Annotated in this window: 27 protein-coding genes and 1 pseudogene; 15 read left to right on the forward strand and 13 right to left on the reverse strand. The window is 62.1% G+C overall.

The window, feature by feature from the left end:
- Positions 1-164 precede the first annotated feature (164 nt).
- The 3 genes and pseudogenes from OIU19_RS24040 (at position 165) to OIU19_RS24050 (ending at position 3,620) form a co-directional block, all read left to right on the forward strand.
- A complete protein-coding gene (locus OIU19_RS24040) occupies positions 165-1,562 on the forward strand; it encodes a PLP-dependent aminotransferase family protein (protein WP_264237102.1) in 1,398 nt (465 codons plus the stop codon).
- 972 nt (positions 1,563-2,534) lie between these two features.
- Positions 2,535-2,759 (forward strand): annotated as a pseudogene (locus tag OIU19_RS24045) (HAMP domain-containing protein); the annotation flags it as partial.
- Between the two features lie 18 nt (positions 2,760-2,777).
- Complete coding sequence (locus OIU19_RS24050; protein WP_372353346.1) at positions 2,778-3,620, forward strand: methyl-accepting chemotaxis protein; 843 nt, start codon at positions 2,778-2,780, stop codon at positions 3,618-3,620.
- A 95-nt stretch (positions 3,621-3,715) separates the two neighbouring features.
- Here OIU19_RS24050 and OIU19_RS24055 read toward each other — a convergent pair whose 3' ends face one another.
- A complete protein-coding gene (locus OIU19_RS24055) occupies positions 3,716-4,906 on the reverse strand; it encodes a benzoate/H(+) symporter BenE family transporter (RefSeq protein ID WP_264237104.1) in 1,191 nt (396 codons plus the stop codon).
- Between the two features lie 141 nt (positions 4,907-5,047).
- Here OIU19_RS24055 and OIU19_RS24060 point away from each other — a divergent pair, with 141 nt between their 5' ends.
- Positions 5,048-5,650 (forward strand): glutathione S-transferase family protein, encoded by a 603-nt coding sequence (locus tag OIU19_RS24060; RefSeq protein WP_264237105.1) that lies wholly within the window; start codon positions 5,048-5,050, stop codon positions 5,648-5,650.
- 119 nt (positions 5,651-5,769) lie between these two features.
- Here the strand turns inward: OIU19_RS24060 and OIU19_RS24065 are convergent, their stop codons facing one another.
- The 5 genes from OIU19_RS24065 to OIU19_RS24085 form a co-directional block, all read right to left on the reverse strand.
- Positions 5,770-6,141: a glutaredoxin gene (locus tag OIU19_RS24065; RefSeq protein ID WP_264237106.1), complete on the reverse strand. Its 372-nt coding sequence runs from the start codon at positions 6,139-6,141 to the stop codon at positions 5,770-5,772.
- Between the two features lie 60 nt (positions 6,142-6,201).
- Positions 6,202-6,747, reverse strand: a complete 546-nt coding sequence (folE, locus tag OIU19_RS24070) for a GTP cyclohydrolase I FolE (protein ID WP_186554792.1) — start codon at positions 6,745-6,747, stop codon at positions 6,202-6,204.
- A gap of 70 nt (positions 6,748-6,817) precedes the next feature.
- Positions 6,818-7,378 carry a Smr/MutS family protein gene (locus OIU19_RS24075; RefSeq protein WP_186554793.1) on the reverse strand — a complete coding sequence of 187 codons (561 nt, stop codon included), beginning with the start codon at positions 7,376-7,378 and terminating at the stop codon, positions 6,818-6,820.
- Between the two features lie 242 nt (positions 7,379-7,620).
- The gene (locus OIU19_RS24080; RefSeq protein WP_264237107.1) at positions 7,621-7,941 is read right to left on the reverse strand and encodes a hypothetical protein; all 321 of its coding nucleotides are present in this window, start codon (positions 7,939-7,941) and stop codon (positions 7,621-7,623) included.
- A gap of 80 nt (positions 7,942-8,021) precedes the next feature.
- Positions 8,022-8,612 (reverse strand): cysteine hydrolase family protein, encoded by a 591-nt coding sequence (locus OIU19_RS24085; RefSeq protein ID WP_264237109.1) that lies wholly within the window; start codon positions 8,610-8,612, stop codon positions 8,022-8,024.
- A gap of 178 nt (positions 8,613-8,790) precedes the next feature.
- Between OIU19_RS24085 and prmB the strand changes: the two genes are divergently transcribed.
- Complete coding sequence (prmB, locus tag OIU19_RS24090; protein WP_264237111.1) at positions 8,791-9,699, forward strand: 50S ribosomal protein L3 N(5)-glutamine methyltransferase; 909 nt, start codon at positions 8,791-8,793, stop codon at positions 9,697-9,699.
- A 139-nt stretch (positions 9,700-9,838) separates the two neighbouring features.
- On the opposite strand, the gene OIU19_RS24095 is transcribed toward prmB, so the two are convergent.
- Together OIU19_RS24095 and OIU19_RS24100 are read right to left on the reverse strand one after the other, a co-directional pair.
- Positions 9,839-10,624 carry a hypothetical protein gene (locus OIU19_RS24095; protein ID WP_264237113.1) on the reverse strand — a complete coding sequence of 262 codons (786 nt, stop codon included), beginning with the start codon at positions 10,622-10,624 and terminating at the stop codon, positions 9,839-9,841.
- A gap of 108 nt (positions 10,625-10,732) precedes the next feature.
- Positions 10,733-11,695, reverse strand: a complete 963-nt coding sequence (locus OIU19_RS24100; protein ID WP_186554798.1) for an alpha/beta fold hydrolase — start codon at positions 11,693-11,695, stop codon at positions 10,733-10,735.
- 235 nt (positions 11,696-11,930) lie between these two features.
- On the opposite strand from OIU19_RS24100, the gene aroC reads away from it, so the two are divergent.
- The 3 genes from aroC to OIU19_RS24115 all read left to right on the forward strand — a co-directional run bounded on the left by aroC (position 11,931) and on the right by OIU19_RS24115 (position 14,840).
- A complete protein-coding gene (gene aroC, locus OIU19_RS24105; RefSeq protein ID WP_264237114.1) occupies positions 11,931-13,022 on the forward strand; it encodes a chorismate synthase in 1,092 nt (363 codons plus the stop codon).
- A gap of 127 nt (positions 13,023-13,149) precedes the next feature.
- Positions 13,150-14,304, forward strand: coding sequence for an MFS transporter (locus tag OIU19_RS24110; RefSeq protein WP_264237115.1), 1,155 nt, complete (start codon positions 13,150-13,152; stop codon positions 14,302-14,304).
- Entirely contained in the window at positions 14,304-14,840 is a 537-nt protein-coding gene (locus OIU19_RS24115) for an oxidase (protein ID WP_264237116.1), read from the forward strand. Before OIU19_RS24110 ends, OIU19_RS24115 begins: the two co-directional genes overlap by 1 nt.
- A gap of 169 nt (positions 14,841-15,009) precedes the next feature.
- Here the strand turns inward: OIU19_RS24115 and OIU19_RS24120 are convergent, their stop codons facing one another.
- Positions 15,010-15,282, reverse strand: coding sequence for a DUF3509 domain-containing protein (locus OIU19_RS24120; RefSeq protein ID WP_186554802.1), 273 nt, complete (start codon positions 15,280-15,282; stop codon positions 15,010-15,012).
- 268 nt (positions 15,283-15,550) lie between these two features.
- On the opposite strand from OIU19_RS24120, the gene OIU19_RS24125 reads away from it, so the two are divergent.
- Both OIU19_RS24125 and OIU19_RS24130 read left to right on the forward strand, forming a co-directional pair.
- Entirely contained in the window at positions 15,551-16,072 is a 522-nt protein-coding gene (locus tag OIU19_RS24125) for an ankyrin repeat domain-containing protein (protein ID WP_264237117.1), read from the forward strand.
- A 59-nt stretch (positions 16,073-16,131) separates the two neighbouring features.
- Positions 16,132-16,662 (forward strand): hypothetical protein, encoded by a 531-nt coding sequence (locus OIU19_RS24130; protein WP_186554804.1) that lies wholly within the window; start codon positions 16,132-16,134, stop codon positions 16,660-16,662.
- Positions 16,663-16,732: 70 nt separating this feature from the next.
- On the opposite strand, the gene OIU19_RS24135 is transcribed toward OIU19_RS24130, so the two are convergent.
- Positions 16,733-17,671: a ZIP family metal transporter gene (locus OIU19_RS24135; protein ID WP_264237119.1), complete on the reverse strand. Its 939-nt coding sequence runs from the start codon at positions 17,669-17,671 to the stop codon at positions 16,733-16,735.
- A 126-nt stretch (positions 17,672-17,797) separates the two neighbouring features.
- On the opposite strand from OIU19_RS24135, the gene OIU19_RS24140 reads away from it, so the two are divergent.
- From OIU19_RS24140 to OIU19_RS24155, 4 genes are all read left to right on the forward strand, one after another.
- Positions 17,798-17,989, forward strand: a complete 192-nt coding sequence (locus tag OIU19_RS24140; RefSeq protein ID WP_264237154.1) for a PLDc N-terminal domain-containing protein — start codon at positions 17,798-17,800, stop codon at positions 17,987-17,989.
- Positions 17,990-18,210: 221 nt separating this feature from the next.
- The gene (locus OIU19_RS24145) at positions 18,211-20,286 is read left to right on the forward strand and encodes an LTA synthase family protein (RefSeq protein ID WP_264237120.1); all 2,076 of its coding nucleotides are present in this window, start codon (positions 18,211-18,213) and stop codon (positions 20,284-20,286) included.
- A 144-nt stretch (positions 20,287-20,430) separates the two neighbouring features.
- A complete protein-coding gene (locus tag OIU19_RS24150; RefSeq protein WP_264237121.1) occupies positions 20,431-20,667 on the forward strand; it encodes a hypothetical protein in 237 nt (78 codons plus the stop codon).
- Between the two features lie 187 nt (positions 20,668-20,854).
- Positions 20,855-21,187, forward strand: coding sequence for a ribonuclease E inhibitor RraB (locus OIU19_RS24155; RefSeq protein ID WP_264237122.1), 333 nt, complete (start codon positions 20,855-20,857; stop codon positions 21,185-21,187).
- 239 nt (positions 21,188-21,426) lie between these two features.
- Here OIU19_RS24155 and OIU19_RS24160 read toward each other — a convergent pair whose 3' ends face one another.
- Complete coding sequence (locus tag OIU19_RS24160) at positions 21,427-22,227, reverse strand: cytochrome c (protein ID WP_264237123.1); 801 nt, start codon at positions 22,225-22,227, stop codon at positions 21,427-21,429.
- A 527-nt stretch (positions 22,228-22,754) separates the two neighbouring features.
- Here OIU19_RS24160 and OIU19_RS24165 point away from each other — a divergent pair.
- Entirely contained in the window at positions 22,755-23,489 is a 735-nt protein-coding gene (locus tag OIU19_RS24165; protein ID WP_264237124.1) for an amidotransferase, read from the forward strand.
- Between the two features lie 257 nt (positions 23,490-23,746).
- On the opposite strand, the gene OIU19_RS24170 is transcribed toward OIU19_RS24165, so the two are convergent.
- Positions 23,747-24,718: a magnesium and cobalt transport protein CorA gene (locus tag OIU19_RS24170; RefSeq protein WP_264237125.1), complete on the reverse strand. Its 972-nt coding sequence runs from the start codon at positions 24,716-24,718 to the stop codon at positions 23,747-23,749.
- Positions 24,719-24,784: 66 nt separating this feature from the next.
- Entirely contained in the window at positions 24,785-25,504 is a 720-nt protein-coding gene (locus tag OIU19_RS24175) for a 1-acyl-sn-glycerol-3-phosphate acyltransferase (protein ID WP_264237126.1), read from the reverse strand.
- Between the last annotated feature and the right edge of the window lie 71 nt (positions 25,505-25,575).

The following is a 25,575-nucleotide window of genomic DNA, read 5'->3' on the forward strand; positions in this document are numbered from 1 at the left end:
CAAGCCCGCTCCCACGGGCGTCGATGACAGCGGCCTCGTGGGAGCGGGCTTGCCCCGCGATAGAGCCGGCACAGGCCACACTGATGCCCAGCCGCTCCACCAACAAGACACACCCCCAGCCCATTTATGCTTAACTGTTCGCATAAAATCCGCGAACACTTGCCATGAACCTGCAGCTTGATCGCCTCAGCCCCACCCCCCTGGTCCAACAACTCACCGACCAGCTCCAGGCCTGGATCGAGCACCAGCGCCTGCGCCCCGGTGCGCGCTTACCCTCGATTCGCGCCTTGGCACGAACCCATCAGGTCAGCCCGTCGTGCGTGATAGAGGCTTACGATCGGCTGGTCGCCAGTGGCTGGTTAGAAGCGCGCCACGGCACCGGCTTCTTCGTTGCCGAGCGCAAGCCGGGCCTGGAAACAGCCGACGCCGAACACTGGGGAGAGGCGCTGGATGGCAGCTGGCGCCAGTTCCGCGAAGGCCACGACGAGTTGCTCAAGCTCGGCTGCGGCTGGTTGCCCAACGCGTGGCGCGCGGCTGAGGAACTGGCCCAGGCCATTCGCCAGGTCAGCCGTGGCAACCCTGCCGACTTGTTCGACTACAGCCCGCCGTTGGGCCTGAGCAGCCTGCGCCAGCAGTTGCACAAGCGTCTGGCGCGGCTGGATATTGCGGCGGGTGCCGAACGCATCCTCACCACCCAAGGCGCCAGCCATGGCCTCGATCTGCTGGTGCGCACGCTGCTGCGCCCAGGCGATACGGTACTGGTGGAAAACCCCGGTTATTACAACCTGTACAACCTGCTGCGCGCCCATCAAGTACGCATGCTGCCGGTTCCGCGTACCGTCCATGGCCCTGACTTGCAGGCACTGGAGCAGCTGTTGGTCGAGCATCGCCCGCGCTGCCTGTTCATCAACAGCCTGTACCACAATCCGACCGGCACCAGTCTGACGCCGAAGGCCGCCTACCGCCTGCTGGAAGTGGCCCGCGAGCGAGACGTGCGGATCATCGAGGACGATATCTACGCCGATTTCCAGGAAGGTCCGGCCACCCGCCTGGCTACCCTCGACAGCGAGCAGCGGGTGATCTACCTGGCCAGTTTCTCCAAAACCCTCAGCAGTTCGCTGCGAGTCGGCTATCTGGTGGCCGACGAGGACCTGATTGCACGTTTGGCCGAGCTGAAAATGGTCAGTGGTATCGGCAACTCGCGCTTCGCCGAGCAGGTGGTGGCGCAGATGCTCGCCAATGGCAGCTATCGCAAGAGCGTGCAGCGTTTGCGCGTGCGTCTGGGGCAGCACATGGCCAAGTTGCTCGGCCAGCTTGAAGGCTATGGCTGGCAGGTGTTCTGTGAGCCGTATGGTGGGATGTTCGTCTGGGCGCGGGTGCCGGGTCGCGACTTCGCGAGCCTTGAGCGGCTGGCACTGGAACATGCAGTACTGCTCACGCCGGGCAGCGCCTTTGATGTTCAGGGGGCTGCCAGTGATTGGTTGCGGATCAATGTCGCCTACGGGCAGGACCAACGTGCCCAAGCCTTCCTTCAGCATGCAGGGCGACCTTCAGCGGCCTGAAAACGACACACTCATAGCTATTTGACACCATTCTGGCGCCAAGGACTTGTGAGCATCCTCTCCCCATTGTCACTCTTGCCCTTCAGAAAAGCCTGACAGGGCGAGGGGGAATCGGCGATGGCAGTGACCAAGCACGGCGTTCTGGCCAATCTCGGCATGGCTCGCAAGCTCGGCTTGGGCTTTGCTTTAGTCCTGTTGCTGACCCTGGCGGTGGCGGCGATTGGCGTGTTCGCGCTGTACAGCGTCGGTCAGCGCTTTGATGGCTTGCGCCAGATGACCCAGTTCAATACCGACCTGCTGCGCTTGCGCCAGCTCGAACAGGGCTTTGCCTTGCGCTCCGACAGTGAGGACGCCGAGGCTTTGCGCACTGGATTGCAAGGGCTGATCGAGCGTGCCCGTGGGGTCGCGCAATTGAGCGCGAGCGAGGCTGACTTGACCGCCTATGGCCAGGCCTTCGACACCTTCGTTGAAGCTGTGCAGGCCAAGGAGCTGGCGCTGGACATGGCCAGTTGGTCGGTCTCAAGCGTGGCCAATAACCTCGATGTACTGCAGGCGGGGCTGGCTGACGATGGCAGCTACACCCTCAAACAGTCTCAGGGCCAGCAAGGCGGTGAGTTTCTCGAACAGGCCGCGCAGGTGGCCCAGGTGTCGCGACTGATGTTGCAGGCGATGGACGAGGCGCGGGTGCGACTGGAGCAGGGGCGCAAGGGCGAGGAGGCGGTCAACCAGGGGCGGATCGCCCAGACCGTCGAGGCGGCCAGCCTGGTCGAGCAGCTCAAGACCTCGGTCAGCGACAGTGGTTACCAGAGTGTCTTGGGCGAGGTCGCCGGGCATATCGCCAGCTTCTCCGAAAAGCTCAACGAATACACCGACCTACTGGCCAAAGAGCAGGGCCTCAAGGCGCAGTTGCAGGCGCGTGCCGACCAGGTCACCGCCAGGGTCGATCAGGCCTACAGCAGTCAGGAACAGGCCATGCAGAGCGAGCTCAAACGCAACGCCCTGGCGATTTCTCTGGCTACTGCGCTGGCGCTGCTGGCCGGGGTGCTGGCGGCGTGGCTGATCACCCGTGCTGTGGTTGGCCCGCTCAAGCGGGTGATCACCCGTGCCCAACGGATTGCCGCCGGTGACTTAGGCATGCAGGCCGAAGCGCCGCGGGGCGATGAAGTCGGCCAGCTGTTGCAGGCCATGCAGCAGATGGCGGCGGGCCTGTCAGGCATGGTCAGTGGTTTGCAGCAGGGTATCGAGCAGTTGGCTGGCAGCGCTCAGTCGCTGTCGAGCGTGACCGAGCAGACCAACCGCGAGGTCGGCAGCCAGAAAGAAGAAACCGAGCAAGTTGCCACCGCCATGCAGCAGATGACCGCCACCGTGCATGACGTGGCGCGCAATGCCGAAGAAGCCGCCCAGGCCGCGCAGGCTGCCGATGACAAGGTCGAATCCGGCCAGCAGGTGGTGCGCCAGAGCATGCAGCGCATCGAACAGCTGGCGGCGGCGGCAGAGACCGCCAGCGCCGGTATCGAGAGCCTGAGTGCAGAGATTCATACCATTGGCGATGTCCTTGAGGTGATCAAGAGCGTGGCCGAGCAGACCAACCTGCTGGCGCTCAATGCGGCGATCGAAGCAGCGCGGGCCGGGGAGCAAGGGCGCGGTTTTGCCGTGGTCGCCGATGAGGTGCGGGCTCTGGCCAGGAGGACCCGGCAATCGACCGAGGAGATCGAGCGTTTGGTCGCAAGCTTGCGTGGCAACGCCCAGCAGTCGGTGGCGCAGATTCGCGGGAGTACCGAACTGGTGCGCTTGGCGGTGGCGGATGCGCTGCATACCGAAAGCGCACTGGGTAGCATTGCCACGGCGGTGTCATTGATCCAGCAGATGAACCAGCAGATTGCCGCCGCGGCCGAGCAGCAGAGTTCGGTCGCCGAGGAGATCAGCCGCAGTGTCACGCAGATTCGCGGCAGTGCCGATCAGGCTGCGCTGGCGATGCGCGACAATGCCCAGTCGACTGTGCAGCTGGCGCAGTTGGGGGATGAGTTGAAGGGGATGGTCGGGCATTTCAGGCTCTGAGCAGAGCCTGAGTAGCGTGCCGGCAGATCGGGCCTCACCGCAGCCCTGCAGGAGCGGGCTTGTCGAGCGATGAAACCCGCTCAGCCATCGACATTTCAAGCCCTACGTGGATTGAGGATCAGCAAGGTAATCACCCCCGCCACGATCCCCCAGAACGCTGAGCCAATCGAAAACAAGGTAAAGCCCGACGCCGTCACCATGAAGGTAATCAAGGCCGCCTCGCGCTCGCGCGCCTCACTCATGGCCACGCTCAAGCCATTCATGATCGAACCGAACAGCGCCAACGCCGCGATCGACAGCACCAGCTCCTTGGGCAGGGCGGCAAACAGTGCGGCCAAGGTCGCGCCGAACACGCCAGCGATGCCGTAGAAGATCCCGCACCACACCGCTGCGGTGTATCGCTTTTTCGGGTCTTCATGGGCGTGCGGCCCGGTGCAGATCGCCGCGCTGATCGCCGCCAGGTTCACCCCGTGCGAGCCAAAGGGTGCCAGCAGCAACGAAGCAAAACCGGTCGCCGAGATCAGCGGCGAGGCCGGCACTTGGTAACCATCGGCGCGCAACACCGCCACCCCCGGCATGTTCTGCGAGGTCATCGCTACCACGAACAACGGGATGCCAATGCTGATGGTCGCTGCCAGCGAGAAGCTCGGCGTGGTCCACACCGGCTTGGCCACTTCTAGGTTGAAGCTGCTGAAATCCAGCAGGCCCAGCGCGCCAGACAGCGCCGTACCCACTACCAACGCGGCCAGTACGCAATAGCGGGGTGACAGGCGCTTGACCAGCAGGTAACTGAAGAACATGCCCAGGACCAGCAGGGTGCGGTGCTGCGCGGCAACGAAAATCTCACTGCCGATCTTGAACAAGATCCCAGCCAGCAGCGCCGAGGCCAGCGATGCTGGAATCCGTTTGACCAGGCGCTCGAAGCTGCCTGTCAGGCCGCAGATCAGCACCAGTACGGCGCAGGTGATATATGCGCCGATCGCTTCGCCGTAGCTGACGCCGCCTAAGCTGGTGATCAGCAGCGCCGCTCCCGGCGTCGACCAGGCCACGGTGATCGGCGTGCGATAGCGCAGCGACAGGCCAATGCTGCAAATCGCCATGCCGATCGACAGCGCCCAGATCCATGAGGAGATCTGCGCTGTGGTCAATCCGGCCGCCTGGCCGGCCTGGAACATCAACACCAGCGAGCTGGTGTAGCCGGTAAGCATGGCGATGAAGCCGGCGACCACCGCCGACGGGGAGCTGTCTGCCAATGGGCGCAGGCGCGCTGAAGTGGCATCGGTCATGGTGCAGTCCTTGTACTTGTAAGCAGTTTTTTCAGACTAACGCGGCAAGCGTTGATCCTTGCCATACAGCGACCATTGCTTTTAGCCGTACAGTCGCCAACTATGGGGCCTATATCGGCAACTGCATTGAGGGGAGGGGTGATGTACAAGGTCTATGGGGACTACCAGTCGGGCAACTGCTACAAGATCAAACTAATGCTGCATTTGCTCGATCGTCCGTATCAATGGCATCCGGTGGACATTCTCAAGGGTCAGACCGAGACGCCGGAGTTTCTCGCCATGAACCCCAATGGCAAGGTGCCGGTGCTGGAGCTCGAAGATGGCAGCTATCTTTGGGAGTCCAACGCGATTCTCAACTTCCTGGCCGACGGTAGCGAGTTTTTGCCCAGCGAGCCGCGTCTGCGTACCCAGGTGTTGCAGTGGCAGTTTTTCGAGCAGTACAGCCATGAGCCGTACATTGCGGTGGCGCGCTTCATCCAGTTTTATCTGGGCTTGCCGCAGGAGCGGCTCGAGGAATACAAGGGGCTGCACAAGGGCGGCTACAAAGCGCTGCGGGTGATGGAAAAGCAGCTGCAGATGACGCCGTATCTGGTCGGGGAGCAGTATTCGATTGCCGATGTGGCGTTGTATGCCTATACCCATGTGGCGCACCAGGGTGGGTTTGATCTGGGCGCATACCCTGCGGTGCAGGCGTGGTTGGCGCGGGTGGCTGCGCATCCGCGCCATGTGCCGATGGGCGAGTAACGCTATCGCGGGGCAAGCACGCTCCCACGTGTGTAGCTGCATTGGCACAAGTCGGGCGAGAGCTGGCTGCGTGGGAGCGGGCTTGCCCCGCGATGAAGCCGGCACCGCCCCCCAAAAAATCAAACGCCGGCGAAACGTTGGTCCAGGTAGGCAATGATCTCCTTGGACTCATACATCCAGGTCACCTGGCCTTGTTCCTCGATGCGCAAGCACGGCACTTTCACCCGACCGCCACCTTCAAGCAGGGCCTGGCGGTGTTGGGGGTCATTCTTGGCATCACGCAGCGCCACCGGCACATTCAGCCGATGCAGGTTGCGTCGGGTCTTGACGCAGAACGGGCAGGCGTGGAACTGGTACAGCGCCAGGCTCTTGGCCTGTTGCTCGACCAGCGCCTGGGCCGCCGGGTCACGCTTTTGCTTGGCCGGGCGGCTGATCCAGTCGCCGAACACGGTAAGCTGGCCGAGGCCGACCCGCAGGGCTTTGACGATCATGGGCAACTCCTGAACAAATAAAAAGCCGACCCTCAGGGCCGGCTTGGGATCACGCGCCGATCACTTGATCAGGCTGAGGAACTCGCTGCGAGTCGCGGCGTTTTCGCGGAACTGGCCGAGCATCACCGAAGTGATCATGGTCGAGTTCTGCTTCTCGACACCGCGCATCATCATGCACATGTGCTTGGCTTCGATGACCACCGCAACGCCGGCAGCGCCAGTGACCTGCTCGATGGCTTCGGCAACCTGGCGGCTCAGGTTTTCCTGGATCTGCAGGCGGCGGGCGAACATGTCGACGATCCGCGCAACCTTGGACAGGCCCAGTACTTTGCCCTGTGGCAGGTAAGCCACGTGGGCCTTGCCGATGAACGGCAGCATGTGGTGCTCGCACATCGAGTAGAGCTCGATGTCCCGGACCAGCACCATCTCGCTGTTGTCGGAGCTGAACAGCGCGCCGTTGGTGACCTCTTCCAGGGTCTGTTCATATCCGCGGCAAAGGTACTTCATGGCCTTTGCGGCCCGCTTGGGCGTGTCCAGCAAGCCCTCACGGGAGACGTCCTCGCCAAGTTGGCTGAGGATCTCGGTGTAGTTCTGTTCCAGGGACATGTATCTACCTGTAGGGAATAAACGCAAAAAAGAAGGGTACGGCGGCAAGGGCGGCGCTGCAAGCGCGGCGTTATTCGTCGCGCCCGTCGAGCATGGTCCGTTTGAGTATCACGTACACCGCGCCGGTGCCGCCGTGGCGCGCCTGGCAGGAGGTGAAGCCCAGTACTTGCGGGTGCTGGCGCAGCCAGGTGTTGACGTGGCTCTTGATCATCGGCCGCTTGCCGTCCAGCCGCGCTGCCTTGCCATGGGTGACCCGCACGCAACGCACTTCCAGCTTGGTCGCCTCGGCGAGAAACGCCCAGAGGATCTCGCGGGCCTTTTCCACGCTCATGCCGTGCAGGTCGATGCTGCCTTCGAAAGGGATCTGACCGAGCTTGAGCTTGCGGATCTGGCCTTCCTGTACGCCGTCGCGACGCCACATCAGCTCGTCTTCGGCGCCCACGTCGATAACGAACTGATCGGACATGCCATCGACCACCAACGGTTGGTCGCTGCGTACCGTAGCCGACTGGCGCAGGCCGGCCAGCTGCTTGCGGTCAGCCTTGGGTTTGCCGACCTCGGCACGGTCGTGCTTGATCGGCTTGACGCCGCGCACTTCGGCATGGAACAGGGAAAAATCGTCGTCTTGCATGCAGGCCTCCACGTGGGCGGCGTAGTTTACGCGAGTGCGCGCCTGCGTACACCTGTGCTGGCCCATCGCGGGACAAGCCCGCTCCCACGAGTTATCCGCAGAGCTATGGCGCCATTAAGTGGGCGTGCCCTCGCGACGAGGCCAGCACCGACAGCCAGCTCAGCCGTGCTCATTCATCAGATGCGGTGACCATTACGTGGGAGCGGGCTTGCCCCGCGATGACGCCAGCACTGACAACCAACTCAGTCGTGCTTCTTCATCAGATGCGGCGACAGGTTCAACTCTCGCCCTCGACGCAGGCGAATCCGACTACGGCGCCAGAAACGCACGCCCATCCACAGCAACAATAACCCCACCGCCAGCAGGATGCCCGACAGCGGCCGATTGGCATTGAGTTCGGCAAGTGCGGCGTAATTGCCCAACAGACCGGCAAAACCGGCCATCGCCAGAAGTATGCCGAGCGTCGCCAGCAGGGCAGACAGCCCGGCAGCCAGGCGCGCGCCCCAGTTACGCGGTTCGCGCGGGCGCAGGCGCTTGGCGTCGAAACTGCCTTTGAGCTTCATTCCGATTTCCTCTATAGGTATCCGGAGTTCGACCTGCCCGTGGCTATCAGGTTCCACCCGTCTGCCGGGCGGTCATGCGCTCAGACCAGGCTGGCGGTAGGGGCGACGCAGGCGAAGTTGTCGGCCATCACGGCCATTTCGCACTGGTGGATCTGCGCGGCAGGAATCACGCCATCCTTGAACGCCAGGTCGCGGGTTGCCGAAGCATCCTCGACCAGCGTGCAACGATAACCATAGTCCTTGGCGCGGCGCACGGTGGTGCTGACGCTGGAGTGGCTCATAAAGCCGCAGACGATCAGGTCCAGGTGGCCTTTGTCCTGCAGGGTTTCGTGCAGCTTGGTGTTCTTGAAGGCGTTGGGCATGCGCTTTTCGATGATGATTTCATCGCCACGCGGCTCCAGGCCTTCGATGAACTCGCCGCGCGGGCCCTGTGGGTCGAACAGGCCGCCAACGGTACCCAGGTGACGGACGTGGATGATCGGGCGACCGGCTTTACGCGCGGCCTCGAGCAACCTGGCGATGTTGGCCACGGCCTCGTCCATGCCCGACAGCGCCAGGGGACCGCTGAGGTACTCCTTCTGCGCATCGATGATGATCAGGCTGGCGTTGCCCAGCTTGGCCGGCGGGTAGTCGCGGCCACTGAGGCGGAACATCGTGGTTGTAACGGACATCAAGGGCTCCTTCAGTAGGGCTTTTGTGCGCCTATTGTCCCTTGCTTGGCCGCTAATGGGAATGGTTGACATCGTAACCTGCGTGTTTACTGGCCTGTGGCTACTTGTTGGAGATGGGGTGGAACATTTCAGCGGGTGGGCCTGTTAGACTTTTGTCCTGTCTGAAAAGGAGTACCCCGTGATCACATCCCGCCTGCGCACCCTGCGCGACTACATCCGCTGGGCAGTCAGCCGCTTCCACGAGCATGACCTGTTCTTCGGCCACGGTGCCGACAACGCCTGGGACGAGGCCCGCCTGCTGGTGCTGGGGGCCGTGCACCTGCCATGGGAGGTGGCTGACAGCTACCTGGATTGCCAGCTCGAGGATGACGAGCGAGTGCGTCTGCAGCATCTGCTCAAGCGCCGCATCGAAGAGCGCGTGCCCACCGCCTACCTGCTCGGCGAGGCCTGGTTCTGCGGGATGTCGTTCCTGGTCGATGAGCGTGTGCTGGTGCCGCGTTCACCGATTGGCGAGCTGATCGAAAAACGTTTCGAGCCGTGGCTGGCGCAAGAGCCGGCCCGCATTCTTGACCTGTGCACGGGCTCCGGCTGCATCGGTATCGTTGCCGCCGAGGTGTTCCCTGAGGCGCAAGTGGTATTGGCCGATTTGTCGTTCGACGCGCTGGAAGTGGCCAACCAGAACATCGAACGCCATGGTCTGGATGAGCGGGTGTTCACCGTGCAGGGCGATGGCTTCGCCGGGTTGCCGGGGCAGCGCTTCGACTTGATCCTGTCCAACCCGCCGTATGTCGATGACGAAGATTTTGCCGACATGCCGGCCGAGTACCAGCACGAGCCGGAGCTGGGTTTGGCGTGCGGTAACGATGGCCTGGACCTGGTACGACGGATGTTGGCCGAGGCGGCTGACCACCTGACCGAGAAAGGCTTGCTGATCGTCGAGGTGGGCAACAGCCAGGTGCATGTCGAGACGCTGTACCCGGAAGTCGATTTTGCCTGGCTCGAATTCGAGCGTGGCGGCCATGGGGTGTTCATGTTGACGGCTGAGCAGTGCCGCCAGCATCAGGAGCTGTTCGCCTCGCGCGTCTGAAGCCAATGTAAGGGCCTGTGGGAGCGGGCGTGTCCCGCGATAGCGTTAGACCAGGCGACATCAATCGCATTGGCCATCGCTATCGCGGGACTAGCCCGCTCCCACCGCTCTAGTGCAACCGCGAAGAGCCGCCAGGCGCCTAGCGCGTAGCAATCCAGATCAACAGCCCCGCCTGGAACACCGCAAACGCCACCAGGCAGGTAATGGTAAAGCGCAGCCCGCTGTCTTCGCGGCGGTACTTGGCCACCCGCTCATCGCGCTCGCGCAGTTGCGCTTCTTTTTCCTGCAACGTCTGCTCGGCCTGTTGCAGCATGCCGGCCGATTCCAGCGTATCGATCCTTTGGACCTTCTCGGCGTTCCAGCCGCCCTTGAGCTGACCGACCGCCACCTCCACGGTGCGCCCCTTGAGCACCTGGCCGTCGTTGTACTCCACCTCTACACCGATACTGCGCAAGACATGGTCGCGGCGCAGGCGGGTGTCTTCGTTGAGCGCATCCTTGTTCGGCAGAGTCCTGCCTTCAACGCGGTAGTGCGACCAGTTGGCCTGCAACCACTGCACCGCCTGGCCCAGCAGGTAGCGGCCCAGACCACGATTGAGCGGTTCTATTTGCAGCCCGGCTTCAGCGCCAATGCTGACCAGGCGCTGGCCGTGATCGACACGGATATCCAGCTGGTTCTGCTCTTTTCGCACTTTCTGCCCGGGCAAGCGGATTTCCATGCGTAGCAGGCTGTGCTCCTTGTTGTGCCGCTCGACATAGCCGAACTGCACGAAGCGCAGCGGACGGGCGCCACTGTTGCGGTCGGTGGGCAATGGCGCCAGGCGCAGCAGCTGGAAATGTTCAGCGGCCACATCCGCCCAGGGCAGCGGGGCGCTCTCCGGGGCTTGCGGCTCTTCGGTCGCCTCAGCGGCGGGGGCATCGGTCATCACGGGCTTCCTCACATGCACGATGGCCGGATATCGCAGGATTTCCCCCGCAATAACCGGCCGATGCCTGCTTATCGGCAGCAGCGGTCAGTACTGTAGGGGCACGCCCTACGCCTGCGGCAATTGGCGAATGAAAGCGACGATCCGTTGGCCCAGTTCGCGCGCCAGCGGCAGCTCAGGATTCTGATAGCTCTCACGCTGGCCGCTCATGGCTCGCGGACTGATACGCAGCATGTGGTTCATGCCATCGATCAGCGCCAGCTGGGCATCGGGCTTGGCCGCCTGCAAGCGCTCGGCGTCGGCCACGTCCACTTGCACATCGTTGCGCCCCTGAATGATCAGGGCAGGCACTTGGAGCTGGCCGAAGGCGCCGGCCGGGTCCTGGCGCAGCAACGAGATCAGGTAGGGCTGCACCGAAGGGCGGAACACTTCGCGCAGTGCTGGCGGCACATCGAGGCTGGTTTGGCCGGCTTGCAGGCGGTCGATCAAGGCGTTGCCGCGCGCCAGTTGCGCCGCTGGCAGGCGCTGCGCCAGTTGCTCGCGAAGCACCTGCGCCACTGGCCGTCCGCTGCCGGCGACAGTGATGACGGCGCTGGCGCCGGCTTGTTCGGCGGCCAGGGTGGCGATCAGCGCACCTTCGCTGTGGCCGAGCAGAATCAGCGGGCCAAAACGCGGGTCGGCCTGGAGCTTGCGGCTCCAGGCCACGGTGTCTGCAACGTAGCGCTCCACGCTCAGTTCGCGCTCGTCCGGGGTGGCCGGCTGGCTGGCGGCAACCCCGCGTTTGTCGAAGCGCACACTGGCGATGTGCTCGCCGGCCAGTAGCAGGGCCAGTCGCTTGAGGTTGTCGATTCGCCCGCCCGCAGGGTTGTTGCCGTCGCGGTCGGTTGGACCGGAACCGGCGATGATCAATACCACTGGCGGCGGGGTGTCCTGCTGGGGCAATAGCAGGCTGCCGTGCAGCACGCCCTGGCCGGTGTCCAAGTCGATCGGACGTTGCAGGACGGTGGGGGCGGCAGCATTGGCGAAGGTGGTGCAGAACAGCAGCAACAAGGCGGCGAAGCGCAGCATCATGGGGTACTTCATGAGGAGATGAGGGTTGGACCTGGAGGCCTGATGAAGGTTCTGCCAGTGCAATTGATTGTGCGTCATCGTGCAAATCTTGCGGTCCACTCCCTCCCTGTGGGGGTGGGCTAGCCTGCGAAGAGGCCGGAACTGACAACCAAGGGCTTGGATTTCCTTCGCAAATCTGCCGCTTTCCGTATACTGGCCGCCTCATCCAAACTTCAGGCTGATTCGCGGAGCGTCCATGTCCGGCAATACCTACGGCAAGCTGTTCACTGTCACCACCGCTGGCGAAAGCCATGGCCCGGCGTTGGTCGCCATTGTCGATGGGTGTCCGCCAGGCCTGGAGATTTCCCTGGCCGATCTGCAGCACGACCTCGACCGGCGTAAGCCCGGCACCAGCCGGCACACCACCCAGCGTCAGGAACCGGACGAAGTCGAGATCCTTTCCGGGGTGTTCGAAGGCCGAACCACGGGCTGCTCGATTGGCCTGCTGATCCGCAATACCGACCAGAAATCCAAGGACTACTCGGCGATCAAGGACCTGTTCCGCCCAGCCCACGCCGACTACACCTACCACCACAAGTATGGCCTGCGCGACTACCGTGGCGGTGGTCGCAGCTCGGCGCGGGAAACCGCCATGCGCGTCGCTGCCGGTGCCATCGCCAAGAAGTACCTGGCCAGCCAAGGCATCCGCGTACGGGGCTACATGAGCCAGCTGGGCCCCATCGAAATCCCGTTCAAAACGTGGGACTCGGTCGAAGACAATGCCTTCTTCAGCCCGGACCCGGCCAAGGTGCCAGAGCTTGAGGCCTACATGGACCAACTGCGCCGTGACCAGGACTCGGTCGGGGCCAAGATCACTGTGGTGGCCGAGGGCGTCATGCCGGGCCTGGGCGAGCCGATCTTCGATCGCCTGGATGCCGAGCTTGCCCACGCGCTGATGAGCATCAACGCGGTCAAGGGCGTGGAAATCGGCGCCGGTTTCGCCAGTGTCGCCCAGCGTGGCACCGAGCACCGTGATGAGCTGACCCCGCAAGGCTTCCTCAGCAACAATGCGGGCGGCATTCTCGGTGGTATTTCCTCCGGCCAGCCAATCGTTGCCCATCTGGCACTCAAGCCCACGTCGAGCATCACCACCCCGGGTCGTTCGATCGATGTCGATGGCAACCCGGTCGAAGTGATTACCAAGGGCCGCCATGATCCCTGCGTAGGCATCCGCGCCACGCCGATTGCCGAGGCGATGATGGCCATCGTGCTGATGGATCACCTGCTGCGCCATCGTGCACAGAATGCCGATGTGCGAGTCAATACTCCTGTTTTGGGCCAGCTCTAATCAGCGTTGATCGGCGCAGGCCCTATCGCGGGGCAAGCCAGCCCCTACACGGTCTTTGTAGGCGCTGGCTTGCCTGCGAGAGGGCCGCAAAGCGGCCCCCAATGATCACCACAAAGCGCACTGCCCCATGACGCCAATTCCCTACTGGCGCCTGTCCAGTTTCTACCTGTTCTACTTCGCCCTGCTCGGCTCCACCGCGCCGTTCCTGGCGTTGTACTTCGATCACCTCGGCTTCTCCCCGGCGCGCATTGGCGAGCTGGTCGCCATCCCCATGCTGATGCGTTGCGTCGCCCCCAACCTGTGGGGCTGGCTGGGTGATCGCAGCGGCCAGCGCCTGCTGATCGTGCGCCTGGGGGCGTTGTCGACCCTGGCGACGTTCTCGCTGATCTTCTTCGGTAAAAGCTACGTCTGGCTGGCGCTGGTGATGGCCCTGCATGCGTTCTTCTGGCATGCGGTACTGCCGCAATTCGAGGTGATTACCCTGGCCCACCTGCACGGCCAGACCTCACGCTACAGCCAGGTGCGGCTGTGGGGCTCGATCGGCTTCATCCTCACCGTGGTGGGCCTGGGCCGGCTGTTCGAATGGCTGAGCCTGGATATCTACCCGGTGGCGCTGGTCACCATCATGGCCGGTATCTTCCTCGCCAGCCTGTGGGTGCCCAATGCCCAGCCGGTGGAACATGCTGAGCGTAGCGGGGCAGGGGGCTTCCTGCGCCAGCTGCTGGCGCCTGGGGTGATCGCGTTCTACCTGTGCGTGGCGCTGATGCAGCTAAGCCACGGGCCGTACTACACCTTCCTTACCCTGCACCTGGAACACTTGGGCTACAGCCGCGGTAGTATCGGCTTGCTGTGGGCGCTAGGCGTGGTTGCGGAGGTCTTGATGTTCATGGCCATGAGCCGGATCTTCGCGCGTTTTTCGGTGCGCCGGGTGCTGCTGCTCAGCTTTGTCCTGGCGGGGCTGCGCTGGCTGCTGTTGGGTAACCTGGCCGAAGTGCCGGCCGCGCTGATCCTCGCCCAGCTGTTGCATGCCGCAACCTTTGGTTGTTTCCACGCCGCCTCGATCGCCTTCGTCCAAGCCAGCTTCGGCGCACGCCAGCAAGGCCAGGGCCAGGCGCTGTACGCGGCGTTGTCAGGTACAGGCGGCGCGTTAGGCGCGTTGTATTCGGGCTACAGTTGGAAATTGCTGGGCCCACACTTCACCTTTGGTATGGCCAGCGTCGCAGCCTTTGCCGCAGCCGTTATCATTGCGACTCGAATGACCGATAGCAGGAACAGCCCCTGATGAGCATCCTCAGCGTTTTTCACCCGTCAAGCCCGGGCCTTCCCAACAAGTTGCTGACCCACCATGACGACATTGTCACGACCCTCGCCGAGCAGGGCGTGCGTTTCATGCATCAACCGCATGAGCTGCGGGTTCGCCCTGGGACGGCTCAGGACGAAGTGCTCGACGCCTGTCGTGAGCCATTGGACCGGCTGATGACCGAGCATGGCTGTGCGGCCTATGCGTTGCTCAACCGTGATGGCGTGGATGCGGCGCAGGTCGATCTGCGTAACGAGCATGTGCATGGCGGCGATGAGGTGTTCGCGATGATCAGCGGACGGGCTCAGGTCACCCTGCGGGTGGGCGAGTATGTGTATGCCGTGCTGTGCGAGAAGGGCGATGTGCTCATTGTGCCGGCCCAGGTTAGGCGTTGGATTGACCTGGGGGATACGCCGTTTTGTCTGGCGCTGCGGTTATTCCGCGATGAGCAGGCGATGGCGCCGCGCTTTACCGGTGATGCGGCTGCGCTGGCGTTTGCGGGTATCGCCGAATTCTGAGGTTTAGCACTCCGGCCCTATCGCGGGGCAAGCCCGCTCCCACGTAATCAGATTCAGCAGCGAACTACGTGGGAGCCCTTCGCGGGACAAGCCCGCTCCCACGTAATTTAGCTTCAGCAGGAAACTACGTGGGAGCGGGCTTGCCCCGCGATAGCAGTGGTACTGACACTCAGCGATAAGTCGGCAGCGCAAACCGCTGCTGGCTCTGCAGCATCGAGATCACCGGCAGCTCACTGGCCTGTTCCGCGAGGTCGCGGCGAATCGCGCTGATCGCCCACGACAGCTGCTCGGCACTGTGCAGTTGGCCGTAAGTCAGTACTCGGCGGGTGACCACGCCATCAGCGGCACGCAGGGTCAGCAGGATACCGCCGTCCGGGCGGGCCTGGGTAGCGACCTGGTAGGCGGAAAACACCGAGGCGAACTTTTGCTGAATGAGGTCCATATCAACTCCTGACTGTTGTGTTGGCAGACGTGAGTTGATCGTTGCAGTGACCGTGCCAGTCTTTTGCTCTGATTAAATCCCTTTAAAATCAGTTAGTTACATGATTTTCACGAGAAGGTCTTCGTGCATAGTGCATGGTCGTGCATTTTGCACAGTGCATTTTGCATGGCCATAGAGCCAGCCTCTGGGCTCAATAGAATCTGAACCTTTGACCGATCAGGGGGGCCTGACAAAGACTTGGGCTCTAAATTTTGCCAGGAGGTTCAGAATGTCCGACCAACAGCCCGCCACCATGAACGACGACGAAGCCGCAGCCTTTGCCGAAGAGGTGTTCGAGCGCGCTCGCCGCGGTGATGCCCAGATGCTCGGGCGTTTGCTTGCCAGCGGCCTGCCGGCCAACCTGCGCAACCACAAGGGCGATACCCTGCTGATGCTTGCCAGCTACCATGGCCATCATGATGCCGTGCAGGTGCTGTTGAGCCATGGCGCCGATCCATTGATCGCCAACGACAACGGCCAATTGCCCATCGCTGGCGCCGCGTTCAAGGGCGATCTGGCGATGATTCGCCTGCTGCTCGAGCACGGCGTACCGGTGGATGCCGCCGCCGCCGACGGGCGCACGGCGTTGATGCTGGCGGCGATGTTCAATCGCAGCGAAATTGTCGACTACCTGCTGGCCCAGGGCGCCGACCCTGCGCGCCAGGATGCCCGGGGCGCCAATGCCCTTGCCGCTGCCCAAACCATGGGCGCGGTCGACACCGCTGCGCGCTTGCAGGCGCTGGCCGGCTAACCCTCAGGGGGCGTTTGCAGCTATCCTTGGTGACTTTTTCACCATTGCAGAGCCCCCTCATGAAAGACCAATTGCGCGAATTCATCAGCCTCGTCGGCGCCGGTTGCATGCCCGATGACGAGATCGAGCGCATTGCCGACGAGGCCGCTCAGGCCTACGCCGACCCCGCCGCGTTTCTGGCCGCCAACCCGGATATCAACTACGACGACACCTTCCCGATCCCGCTGGGTGAGTGGATTGTGCTCGGTAGCCTGCCGGATACCGTGCTGTTCCAGGCCGACAGCTATCAGGAGCTGTTCCAGAACATCACGGATTCGTTCGACAAGAGCGTACCGTTCAACCTCAAGCCCAAGCAGCTGGCGAAAACCGAGCCATTGACCGCACTCAACCGCATCCAGGTGCAGATGGGTGCGCTGAACAAGGAAGCCGGCGGCTATGTGCTGCTCAACTTCAGCCAGTTACTCGATGACGAGTTGCAGATGGTGATGGTCGGTCAGAATGACCTGGCGCGGGTGCTGGAGTTGGGCGCTGAGGTGGGGATCGCCGTGGAGCCAGCGTTGGAGGCCTTGAAGGTCGCTGTGCACAACTGACAGCGGTTGTCGCCAGTGCCGGCCTCATCGCGGGGCGAGCCACAGCGATGAGGCCGGCACTGGCAACCCATCAGCCCAACGCGGTATCCAGAAACATCATCACCCCAAAGCCGCCCATCAACCCCAGCGTCGCCGCCGTCTGATGGCCATTACGGTGGGTTTCGGGGATCACCTCATGCGACACCACAAAGATCATCGCCCCTGCAGCCAGGCCCATGCTGATCGGGTAGGCGAGGGCAAAGCCGGTGGAGATCCCCAGGCCGATCACGGCCCCCAAAGGCTCCATCAGCCCTGAGCCAATTGCCACCAGCGCCGCTTTGAGGTTCGACAGCCCCGTAGCCCGCAGGGCCAGGGCCACTGCCAAGCCCTCAGGAATGTCCTGAATCGCGATGGCGCTGGTCAACGGCAAGCCAATGTTCATGTCGCCATTGGTAAAGCTCACGCCAATGGCCATGCCTTCGGGCAGGTTGTGCAAGGTGATCGCCAGCACGAACAGCCACACCCGGCTGATCCGCTCCGCTTCGGGGCCACAAGGGCCGGTGCTTTCATGTTCGTGTGGGGTAAAACGGTCCAGGCCCAGCATCAACAGCACGCCCAGGCCCATCCCCAGGACCACGGTGAACGCCGCCGCCGGGCCGTTGCCGGTAATCTCACGGGCCGCATCGAGACCGGGCAGAATCAGCGAAAACGAGCTCGCCGCGAGCATCATCCCAGCCGCAAAGCCAAGCATCACGTCCTGGCTGCGCGCGCTGACATCACGTAGTACCACCGCCAGCACTGCGCCCAACGCGGTAGCGCCAAAACCTGCCAGCCCGCCGAGCAGCGCCAGGTGCAGGTTTTGCGAGTGATCGCCGTTGACTGCATTCCACATGCTGGCCAGCAGCAGGATAACAATCGCGAGCAGACTCACACCCAGGCCGGCACTGAGCCAGGGGGCATTCAGGGCTTGTTGCCGCCAGGCGCTCAGCATCGAGGCTGGGGCGGCGCTTTGAGTGTTGGCAGGTGGCATGCGGACCTCATGACAATGAATGAAATCAGTCTAACCAGTGACCTGCGCCGCTGCCCAAGGATTCCCTTCTATCGGCGTAATAGACGCTATGCTCTGCCGCACACGGATTTTTTCAGGAGCGAAGGTATGGGCTCGACATTCAATGGCCTGGTAGGCCTGATCATATTGGCATTGGACATTTGGGCGATTGCGAATGTTCTGAAAAGTGGTGCCGAAGTGGGCATCAAGGTGCTGTGGACTTTGCTGATTCTGTTGCTGCCGGTCATTGGCCTGATCATCTGGGCGATTGCTGGCCCAAGAGGCAACATCCGCCTCTGAGCCCCCCGCTAGCAGGGGCATTGCGGATTGGCGTGGAGGCGGAATAACCCTGCGAGGGGCAATCCCTCGCCGTCTGTCGGCGTTCGTGACAAAATTTTCACACTGGATTAACCAGAATCCGCGCCGCACAATGCTGCGTTAGTCCAACGCCACGATTGATGGCAGGGCTCTGTGGCGATGTCGCCTTCCCGCAAACCCGCAATCCTAGGATCTCCCCATTCATGGCTAACACGGATGCCTTGAAACAACGGGCCGTGCCGGTCCCGTTCGCGCCGACCCTCAAATCGCACTTGGCTTATACCTTGCTGTGCGGCCTGGTGATCATGCTGATGCTCAGCCTGGTGCGCCTGGGGCTGCTGGTCTACAACAGCGACATGATCGGCGACACCCCTTACTCCACCGTGGCCGAGGGCTTCCTCAACGGCTTGCGCTTCGACCTGCGGGTGGTGGTGTACATCAGCATTCCGCTGCTGCTGGCAGTGCTTAGCCCTTGGGCGATGGCCCGGCGCGGCTTCTTCCGCCTGTGGCTGACCCTGGCCGCCAGTACGGTGATGTTCCTCGGCCTGATGGAGATGGACTTCTACCGCGAGTTCCATCAGCGCTTGAACGGCCTGGTGTTCCAGTACATCAAGGAAGACCCCAAGACCGTCATGAGCATGCTCTGGTACGGCTTCCCGGTGGTCCGCTACATACTGGCCTGGCTGGTCGGCACCTGGTTGCTGAGCCTGCTGTTCAAGGGCATCGATCGCCTGACCCGTGGCAGCGGCGCAAACGCAAGCGTCAGCCCACGTGCGCCGGTTGCCTGGTATGGCCGCCTGGCGGTGTTCATGGTCATCCTGCTGGTGGCGGTGATCGCCGCGCGTGGCACCCTGCGCCAGGGCCCGCCAATGCGCTGGGGTGATGCCTTCACCACCGACTCCAACTTCGTCAACCAGCTGGGCCTGAACGGCACCTTGACCCTGATCGACGCTGCCCACAGCCGCTTTGGCGAAGACCGCAGCAATATCTGGAAGGCCACCCTCGATCCAGTGGTCGCTCAGGAGGCGGTACGCAACCTGCTGCTGACCCCTAACGATACCCTGGTCGATACCGATGAAGCGGCCGTACGCCGTGACTTCGTGCCACCTGCCGAGCGCACCCTGCCGGTCAAGAACGTGGTGGTGATCCTCATGGAGAGCTTCGCCGGTCACTCGGTGGGCGCCCTGGGTAGCCCGAACAACATCACTCCGTACTTCGACAAGCTGGCCAAGGAGGGTCTGCTGTTCGACCGCTTCTTCTCCAACGGCACCCATACCCACCAGGGCATGTTCGCCACCATGGCGTGCTTCCCGAACCTGCCAGGCTTCGAGTACCTGATGCAAACGCCAGAGGGCGGCCACAAGCTGTCCGGCCTGCCAGCGCTGCTCAGTGCCCGTGACTACGACGACGTCTATGTCTATAACGGCGACTTTGCCTGGGACAACCAGTCTGGTTTCTTCGGCAACCAGGGCATGACCACCTTCATCGGCCGCAATGACTTCGTCAACCCGGTGTTCTCCGACCCGACCTGGGGCGTGTCCGATCAGGATATGTTCGACCGCGGCGCCGAAGAGCTGGCCAAGAACTACGGCAAGAAACCGTTCTACGCGCTGCTGCAGACGCTTTCCAACCACACCCCGTACGCGCTGCCTAAAGACCTGCCGGTGGAACCGGTGACCGGCCAGGGCCGTCTGGATGAGCACTTGACCGCCATGCGCTACTCCGACTGGGCCCTGGGCCAGTTCTTCGAGAAGGCGCGCAAGGAGCCGTACTTCAAGGAGACCCTGTTCGTCATCGTTGGCGACCACGGCTTTGGCAACAGCCAACAGGTCACCGAATTGGACCTGGGCCGCTTCAACGTGCCGCTGCTGCTGATCGCGCCGGGGATCCAGGAGAAATTCGGCGCCGTTGACCACACCGTGGGCACCCAGGTCGACATCGTGCCGACCATCATGGGCCGTCTCGGTGGCCAGACCCGTCACCAGTGCTGGGGCCGCGACCTGCTCAACCTGCCTGAAGGTGATCCGGGGGTGGGCATCATCAAGCCATCGGGCAGCGAGCAGATCGTCGGACTAATCAAGGGTGATCACATCCTGATCGAGTCCAAGGACATGAGCCCGCGCCTGTACCGCTACCAACTGGGCCGCGAGTTCAAGGCCGAGCTGGTTGAAAGCGAGGATCAGCCGCACATGCTGAAAAACCTCGAGGCTTACATCCAGACTGCGACCAAGAGCCTGCTGGATAACACGGCAGGTGTAATCCACGGCACGCCGAAGTAATTCGGGTCGTGCTGTAAACGAGGCTCGCCGGGTGACCGGCGGGCCTTTTTCATGCTCGCTCGGCAGCCATGCTGAACAATGTCCTTATGCAGGGGTCAAGCTAGAACGGATGTCACTCATTGCTGTATCGAGGAGGGCTATTCAATGAAAGAGTGGGAAGTCATCTTTGCCGACCAGAAAGGCGAAACCTCCACGCTGCTGCTGACTGCCGAGCAGCGTCCCAGTGACGAGGATGCGGCGCGGGCCATCCGCTCGCACCTGTTTCCAGTGATGGACGAACTGGACCTCAACGACTTCCAAGACCGCAGCCAATCCCCCACCGCACGCTGGCTCAAGGAGCAAAGCGGCGTGTCGATCACCGATATCCGCGAATTGCCGTAAAACGGCGCCGCTCTGGCGTAGTGCTCTGAGAGGCACTACGCTAGGTGAACACCTCGGTCTTTTCTGCGGGCCGGGGTGGGTTTCATTCGCGTCTTGCATCAGCTCGATCTGTCCGGCATCGCCAACCCGCCGGCAGGTGCGTAGTGCACGGAAAGTCTATCCATTGCTTTATTCAGGAGGACGATTCATGAGCAGCCAGAACGACGATATCAGCAGCAGTGTCCTGCGCCAGATGAAAGCTGGCGGTTTCGACTTCACCCAGATCCACCCCATCGAGTTCTACGCGGTATTTCCCAATGAAGACGGCGCGCGCCAGGCCGCCGGACAGTTTCGTGGCGAGTCACTCAATGCTCAGGTGCGTGAACGTGACGATGGTGGTTGGAATCTTGAATTGAGCAAGATCATGTATGCCACCTACCGGGGCATCGGTGCTTTCGAGGAGGCCTTCGAGGGGGTTGTCGTGCCCCTTGGCGGTGAGGTCGAAGGGTGGGGCGTCAAGCATGAACGACAGACTGCCTGAGGTTTGAGCAGGGGGCTGCTGTGCAGCCCATCGCAGGCTTTGCCATTCAAGTCGATCACAAGAGTTATTGAATAATGCCTGCACTGAAGCGTTCTCCAAACGATGCTCACAGCCCTGTGTGGTGGTGGCAACTCGGGCCTCTTCGCGGGCAAGCCCGCTGCTACAGGTACCCCGTTGAGTTCGAAGCCAGCGTGGTACCTGTGGGAGCGGGCTTGCCCGCGAAAGGGCCAACGGGTGCTTCAAGGCTTGCGCTTGGCCATATGCCGCAGATACGCCAGTAACGCATCCAGCTCTTGCTCACTCAGGACACCTTGCGCAAACCCGGGCATCTTCGCCTGCGGCCAATGCCGCAAGCTTTGCGGGTCGCGAATGTATTGACGCAAAAACTCGGGCTGGAAGTATTCCGTTGGATTATGCGGCAGGTTCAAATCCGGGCCGAACTGGGCGTCGCCTGCGCCATTGAGGCGGTGGCAGGCCAGGCAGTTTTGCTGGAACAGGGCAAAGCCTTGTCGCACCGGATCGCCACTGGGCAATTTGGCATCGGGTAGCAGGGCTGGAAAACGTTGCTCGACAGACTCCAACTTGCGGATCGTGGCAATCTGGAACGGCCACTGTTCCGGGCGAATGCCGCTGGCCTGTGGCTCGGTCCATACCAGATAGAACGGCCCCGCACTTGGCTTACCCGGCGTCAGCGCCGGCCACGGCTGGGCGGGGTCTTCAATGGCGAGCCAGGCGCGGGCCGGACCCTGTTGCAATAAGGGCGCGGCTGGCATTTCGGCGGCAAAGCCATCCAAGGCTACGGCCTGCAGGTGGTCGGTTGGCTGGATGCCTTCAAGCAATACCGCCAGGGGCACAGCGCGATAATGCATGGCGCGTTTATAGGCCACGTCCTGGGCGATATCGAGGCTACGCGCTTGGGGATGGCTGAGCAGCTCGGCGCTGTCCCATCGGTGCGTGCCATCACCCAGCTCCAGGTTCAATTGCGCTGCCGCCAAGGGCAGGCTGAACATCAAGACGAGCAGGGCAAGGCATCGGCGCATAGGTAGTCTCCAACCATCAAGGTCGGCAGGTTACCTGTGCTCGGCCAGAAAACTCCACAGATGCTGTCAGCCAAATAGCCGAGTGAGGTTCGGCAGGATCAGCAGCAGTGTAGTGGCGAACAATATGAGTCCGGCTTGGCGTACTTTGGATTGTCTGAACATGGCGGACCGCCTTCTTGTTGTTATTCCTGAATAGCCTTTGGCTTCCCTGTCTTCGCGTCGGGTCGATCGCAGTGGCGTAGTTGCACGCCTACTCCTGCATGCCTCTTGTTTTGTGGATATAAACCAACAGTAGGGCGAACGTTATCCATGTTTCAGAACCCTTTGTTCTAAATCAATGATGATCAAGTTCCTTTGGTTTTAAGGCCACTGGCTAGCACGCTGGCATGGCGGGGCTAGACCGCTGCGCGAGGGTGGTTACCAAGGGTTACAGGGCTTACCGTTCGTCAGTGCAACCCCTTGCTTGTACGTCCCTTTCGCGTCAGTCTCTAGCACAATTTCCACACATGTCGTTCAGGACTATCGCTATGTCGTTACGCATCTGCATCCTTGAAACCGATGTTCTGCGACCGGAGTTGACGGCGCAGTATCAGGGCTACGGAAGGATGTTCGAGCAGTTGTTCTCGCGTCAGCCGGTTGCGGCCGAATTTCAGGTGTACAACGTGATGAATGGCGACTATCCCCCTGACGGCGAAAAGTTCGATGCCTATCTGGTTACGGGGAGCAAGGCTGACTCGTTTGGCACGGATCCGTGGATCCAGACGCTGAAGGCGTACTTGCTCAAACTGTATGAGCGTGGCGAGAAGTTGCTCGGCGTGTGTTTCGGTCATCAAGTGCTGGCGCTGGTGCTAGGTGGCAAAGCCGAGCGCGCCGATCGCGGCTGGGGCGTTGGCATTCATCGCTATAGCCTGGCGGCGCATGCGCCGTGGATGGATCCTGAGGTTTCTGAGCTGACCTTGCTGATCAGCCATCAAGATCAAGTCACTGAACTGCCAGAAGGCGCTACGGTGATTGCGTCCAGTGATTTCTGCCCGAATGCGGCGTATCACATTCGCGACCAGGTGCTGTGCTTCCAGGGACACCCGGAGTTCGTCCATGACTACTCGCGGGCGTTGCTCGATGCGCGTCAGGAGTATTTGGGCGATGAGGTGTACCAGCGGGCGATTGCCAGCCTGGCGACCGAGCACCAGGGAGATCTGGTTGGAAAGTGGATGCTCAAGTTCATTGGGCATTCGACGAAAGGCAACGAGAGCGCTGCCTGATTAGAGATTGTTAGTGCTTTTGCCGACGCTATCGCGGGGCAAGCCCGCTCCCACGCCGGTATGTGGATCTGGCGTGGGAGCGGGCTTGCCCAGCTATAACCACTCTGAGCGCCCCCCACGCCAGGGCGACTTACCCGCGTGGGAGCGGGCTTGTCTCGCGATAGCGTTGAACAGGCTATAACCCCTCTGAGCGCCCCCACGCCAGGGCGACTTACCCGCGTGGGAGCGGGCTTGCCCCGCGATAGCGTTGCTACAAGCTACAACCACCCCGAGCGCTTGAAGCTGGCATACAACCCGGCGCAGCCCAAGCCAATCACCCCCAGCACCGCAAAATACCCATAGTGCCACTCCAGCTCCGGCATATTCTGAAAGTTCATCCCATAGATCCCGGCAATCGCCGTGGGAAACGCCAAGATCGCCGCCCAGGCGGCAAACTTGCGCTGGGTTATGCTTTGCCGTGACGACTCCAGCAGCATGCCAATCTCGATGGTCTGGCTGGCGATATCGCGAATGCTCACCAGATCTTCCATTTGCCGAGTAACGTGGATCTGCACGTCCCTGAAGTACGGGCGCATGTTCTTGTCGATGAATGGGAAGCTCAAGCGCTGTAGCTCTTCACTGATCTCCACCATCGGCGCGACGTAGCGACGCAGCCTTAAAATGTCGCGACGCAGGCTGTGCAGGCGCTGGATGTCTTCTTCCTTGAGCGAATTGCTCAGCACACTTTGCTCCAGCTCCTCGATCTCACCGTGGATTGCCTCGCTGACCGGCTGGTAGTTCTCGGTGACGAAATCGAGTAACGCATACAGCACGAAGTCTTCGCCGTGCTCGAGCAGCAGCGGCCGTGCCTCGCAGCGCTGGCGCACCAGGGCATAGGATTTGGAGTGGCCATTGCGGCAGGTGATGATGTAGCCGTTGCCGGCAAAGATGTGGGTCTCGATGAACTCCAGCTTGCCTTCGTGGCGAACCGGCGAATAGGTGACGATGAACAGTGCGTCGCCGAAGGTCTCCAACTTGGGCCTGCTGTGCTTTTCCAGCGCGTCTTCGATGGCCAACTCGTGCAGGTTGAACTGGCACTGCAGGTTGGCCAGCTCTTCGGCGTTGGGTTCTTCCAGGCCGATCCAGACGAAGTGGCCGGGCTTTTTCGCCCACTCGCTGCCTTCGTCGATGCTGATATTGGTGACCTTTCTCCCGGCGCTGTACACCGCCGCTGCGACGACTCGACCCATGGTTGCCCGCTTATTCGGTTGAACACGTGACACAGCTTGGGCTGTGTCAGGCCAGAGAGCAACCGATCAGGCGTGCGGTAGCTCGGTTTCCATGCGGTCCAGGCATTGCTGCATCTGCGTGCGGCACTGCTCGATCAGCGCCGGCACATCCTGCTTGCTCAAGCCTGCTGTGTCGATCGGAGGCAGCGAGCGGATGATCACTGTGCGCTGGCGCCAGCTGTTGAGGCCCAGGCGCTTGGCATAGCGGCTGACGCACACCGGCACGATCGGCACGCCAGCGTCGATGGCCATGTGGAAGGCACCTTTCTTGAACGGGGCCAACTGCTCGGCAGGGTTGCGGGTGCCTTCAGGGAAAATCCAGATCGAGGTGTCGTCACGCAAGATGCCGGTGGTTAGCTGCATCGCCTTGCGCGCCTGGTAGGCATTGTTGCGGTCGACCAGTACATTGCCGCCCAGCCAGAACAGCTGGCCGAACAGCGGGATCCAGCCCAGGCTCTTCTTGCCAATGGCCACGGTGCGTTGCGGCACTACCTGGCCGATGATGAACAGGTCGAAGTTCGATTGATGGTTGGCGACGATCACGCAGCCTGGCGGCTGGTCATGCAGCGGGCCGACCTCGGCCTTGACCTTGATGCGCATCAGCCAGGCGGCTGGCACGCTGTACAGGCGGGCATAGAGGCGGCTGTTGTCGGGGTTGAACGGACGGCACAGGCCAATCACCAGGCCGACTATGCCGACCAGCAGAAAGTGCAGCCCCAGCAGGAGCATGCGAAGCAGATAAAGCATGGTATGACTCACACCAGACAGTCGCGGGCAGTGTACGACTGTGCACTGGTGGGGGCAAACCTTCTGCTGTC

The organism is Pseudomonas sp. BT-42-2, assembly GCF_025847435.2.
GTDB lineage: Bacteria > Pseudomonadota > Gammaproteobacteria > Pseudomonadales > Pseudomonadaceae > Aquipseudomonas > Aquipseudomonas urmiensis.

What these genes read in the sequence shown, in the direction of transcription:
- OIU19_RS24125 (WP_264237117.1), top strand. Translation starts at nt 15,551, where the DNA reads ATGTCCGACCAACAGCCCGCCACCATGAACGACGACGAAGCCGCAGCC.
- OIU19_RS24140 (WP_264237154.1), top strand. Translation starts at nt 17,798, where the DNA reads ATGGGCTCGACATTCAATGGCCTGGTAGGCCTGATCATATTGGCATTG.
- OIU19_RS24095 (WP_264237113.1), bottom strand. Translation starts at nt 10,624, where the DNA reads ATGACCGATGCCCCCGCCGCTGAGGCGACCGAAGAGCCGCAAGCCCCG.
- OIU19_RS24175 (WP_264237126.1), bottom strand. Translation starts at nt 25,504, where the DNA reads ATGCTTTATCTGCTTCGCATGCTCCTGCTGGGGCTGCACTTTCTGCTG.
- OIU19_RS24055 (WP_264237104.1), bottom strand. Translation starts at nt 4,906, where the DNA reads ATGACCGATGCCACTTCAGCGCGCCTGCGCCCATTGGCAGACAGCTCC.
- OIU19_RS24040 (WP_264237102.1), top strand. Translation starts at nt 165, where the DNA reads ATGAACCTGCAGCTTGATCGCCTCAGCCCCACCCCCCTGGTCCAACAA.
- OIU19_RS24050 (WP_372353346.1), top strand. Translation starts at nt 2,778, where the DNA reads ATGGTCAGTGGTTTGCAGCAGGGTATCGAGCAGTTGGCTGGCAGCGCT.
- OIU19_RS24165 (WP_264237124.1), top strand. Translation starts at nt 22,755, where the DNA reads ATGTCGTTACGCATCTGCATCCTTGAAACCGATGTTCTGCGACCGGAG.
- OIU19_RS24085 (WP_264237109.1), bottom strand. Translation starts at nt 8,612, where the DNA reads ATGTCCGTTACAACCACGATGTTCCGCCTCAGTGGCCGCGACTACCCG.
- OIU19_RS24150 (WP_264237121.1), top strand. Translation starts at nt 20,431, where the DNA reads ATGAAAGAGTGGGAAGTCATCTTTGCCGACCAGAAAGGCGAAACCTCC.
- OIU19_RS24170 (WP_264237125.1), bottom strand. Translation starts at nt 24,718, where the DNA reads ATGGGTCGAGTCGTCGCAGCGGCGGTGTACAGCGCCGGGAGAAAGGTC.
- OIU19_RS24110 (WP_264237115.1), top strand. Translation starts at nt 13,150, where the DNA reads ATGACGCCAATTCCCTACTGGCGCCTGTCCAGTTTCTACCTGTTCTAC.
- OIU19_RS24080 (WP_264237107.1), bottom strand. Translation starts at nt 7,941, where the DNA reads ATGAAGCTCAAAGGCAGTTTCGACGCCAAGCGCCTGCGCCCGCGCGAA.
- OIU19_RS24100 (WP_186554798.1), bottom strand. Translation starts at nt 11,695, where the DNA reads ATGATGCTGCGCTTCGCCGCCTTGTTGCTGCTGTTCTGCACCACCTTC.
- OIU19_RS24145 (WP_264237120.1), top strand. Translation starts at nt 18,211, where the DNA reads ATGGCTAACACGGATGCCTTGAAACAACGGGCCGTGCCGGTCCCGTTC.
- OIU19_RS24060 (WP_264237105.1), top strand. Translation starts at nt 5,048, where the DNA reads ATGTACAAGGTCTATGGGGACTACCAGTCGGGCAACTGCTACAAGATC.
- aroC (WP_264237114.1), top strand. Translation starts at nt 11,931, where the DNA reads ATGTCCGGCAATACCTACGGCAAGCTGTTCACTGTCACCACCGCTGGC.
- OIU19_RS24160 (WP_264237123.1), bottom strand. Translation starts at nt 22,227, where the DNA reads ATGCGCCGATGCCTTGCCCTGCTCGTCTTGATGTTCAGCCTGCCCTTG.
- OIU19_RS24155 (WP_264237122.1), top strand. Translation starts at nt 20,855, where the DNA reads ATGAGCAGCCAGAACGACGATATCAGCAGCAGTGTCCTGCGCCAGATG.
- folE (WP_186554792.1), bottom strand. Translation starts at nt 6,747, where the DNA reads ATGTCCCTGGAACAGAACTACACCGAGATCCTCAGCCAACTTGGCGAG.
- OIU19_RS24130 (WP_186554804.1), top strand. Translation starts at nt 16,132, where the DNA reads ATGAAAGACCAATTGCGCGAATTCATCAGCCTCGTCGGCGCCGGTTGC.
- OIU19_RS24065 (WP_264237106.1), bottom strand. Translation starts at nt 6,141, where the DNA reads ATGATCGTCAAAGCCCTGCGGGTCGGCCTCGGCCAGCTTACCGTGTTC.
- OIU19_RS24075 (WP_186554793.1), bottom strand. Translation starts at nt 7,378, where the DNA reads ATGCAAGACGACGATTTTTCCCTGTTCCATGCCGAAGTGCGCGGCGTC.
- OIU19_RS24115 (WP_264237116.1), top strand. Translation starts at nt 14,304, where the DNA reads ATGAGCATCCTCAGCGTTTTTCACCCGTCAAGCCCGGGCCTTCCCAAC.
- OIU19_RS24135 (WP_264237119.1), bottom strand. Translation starts at nt 17,671, where the DNA reads ATGCCACCTGCCAACACTCAAAGCGCCGCCCCAGCCTCGATGCTGAGC.
- OIU19_RS24120 (WP_186554802.1), bottom strand. Translation starts at nt 15,282, where the DNA reads ATGGACCTCATTCAGCAAAAGTTCGCCTCGGTGTTTTCCGCCTACCAG.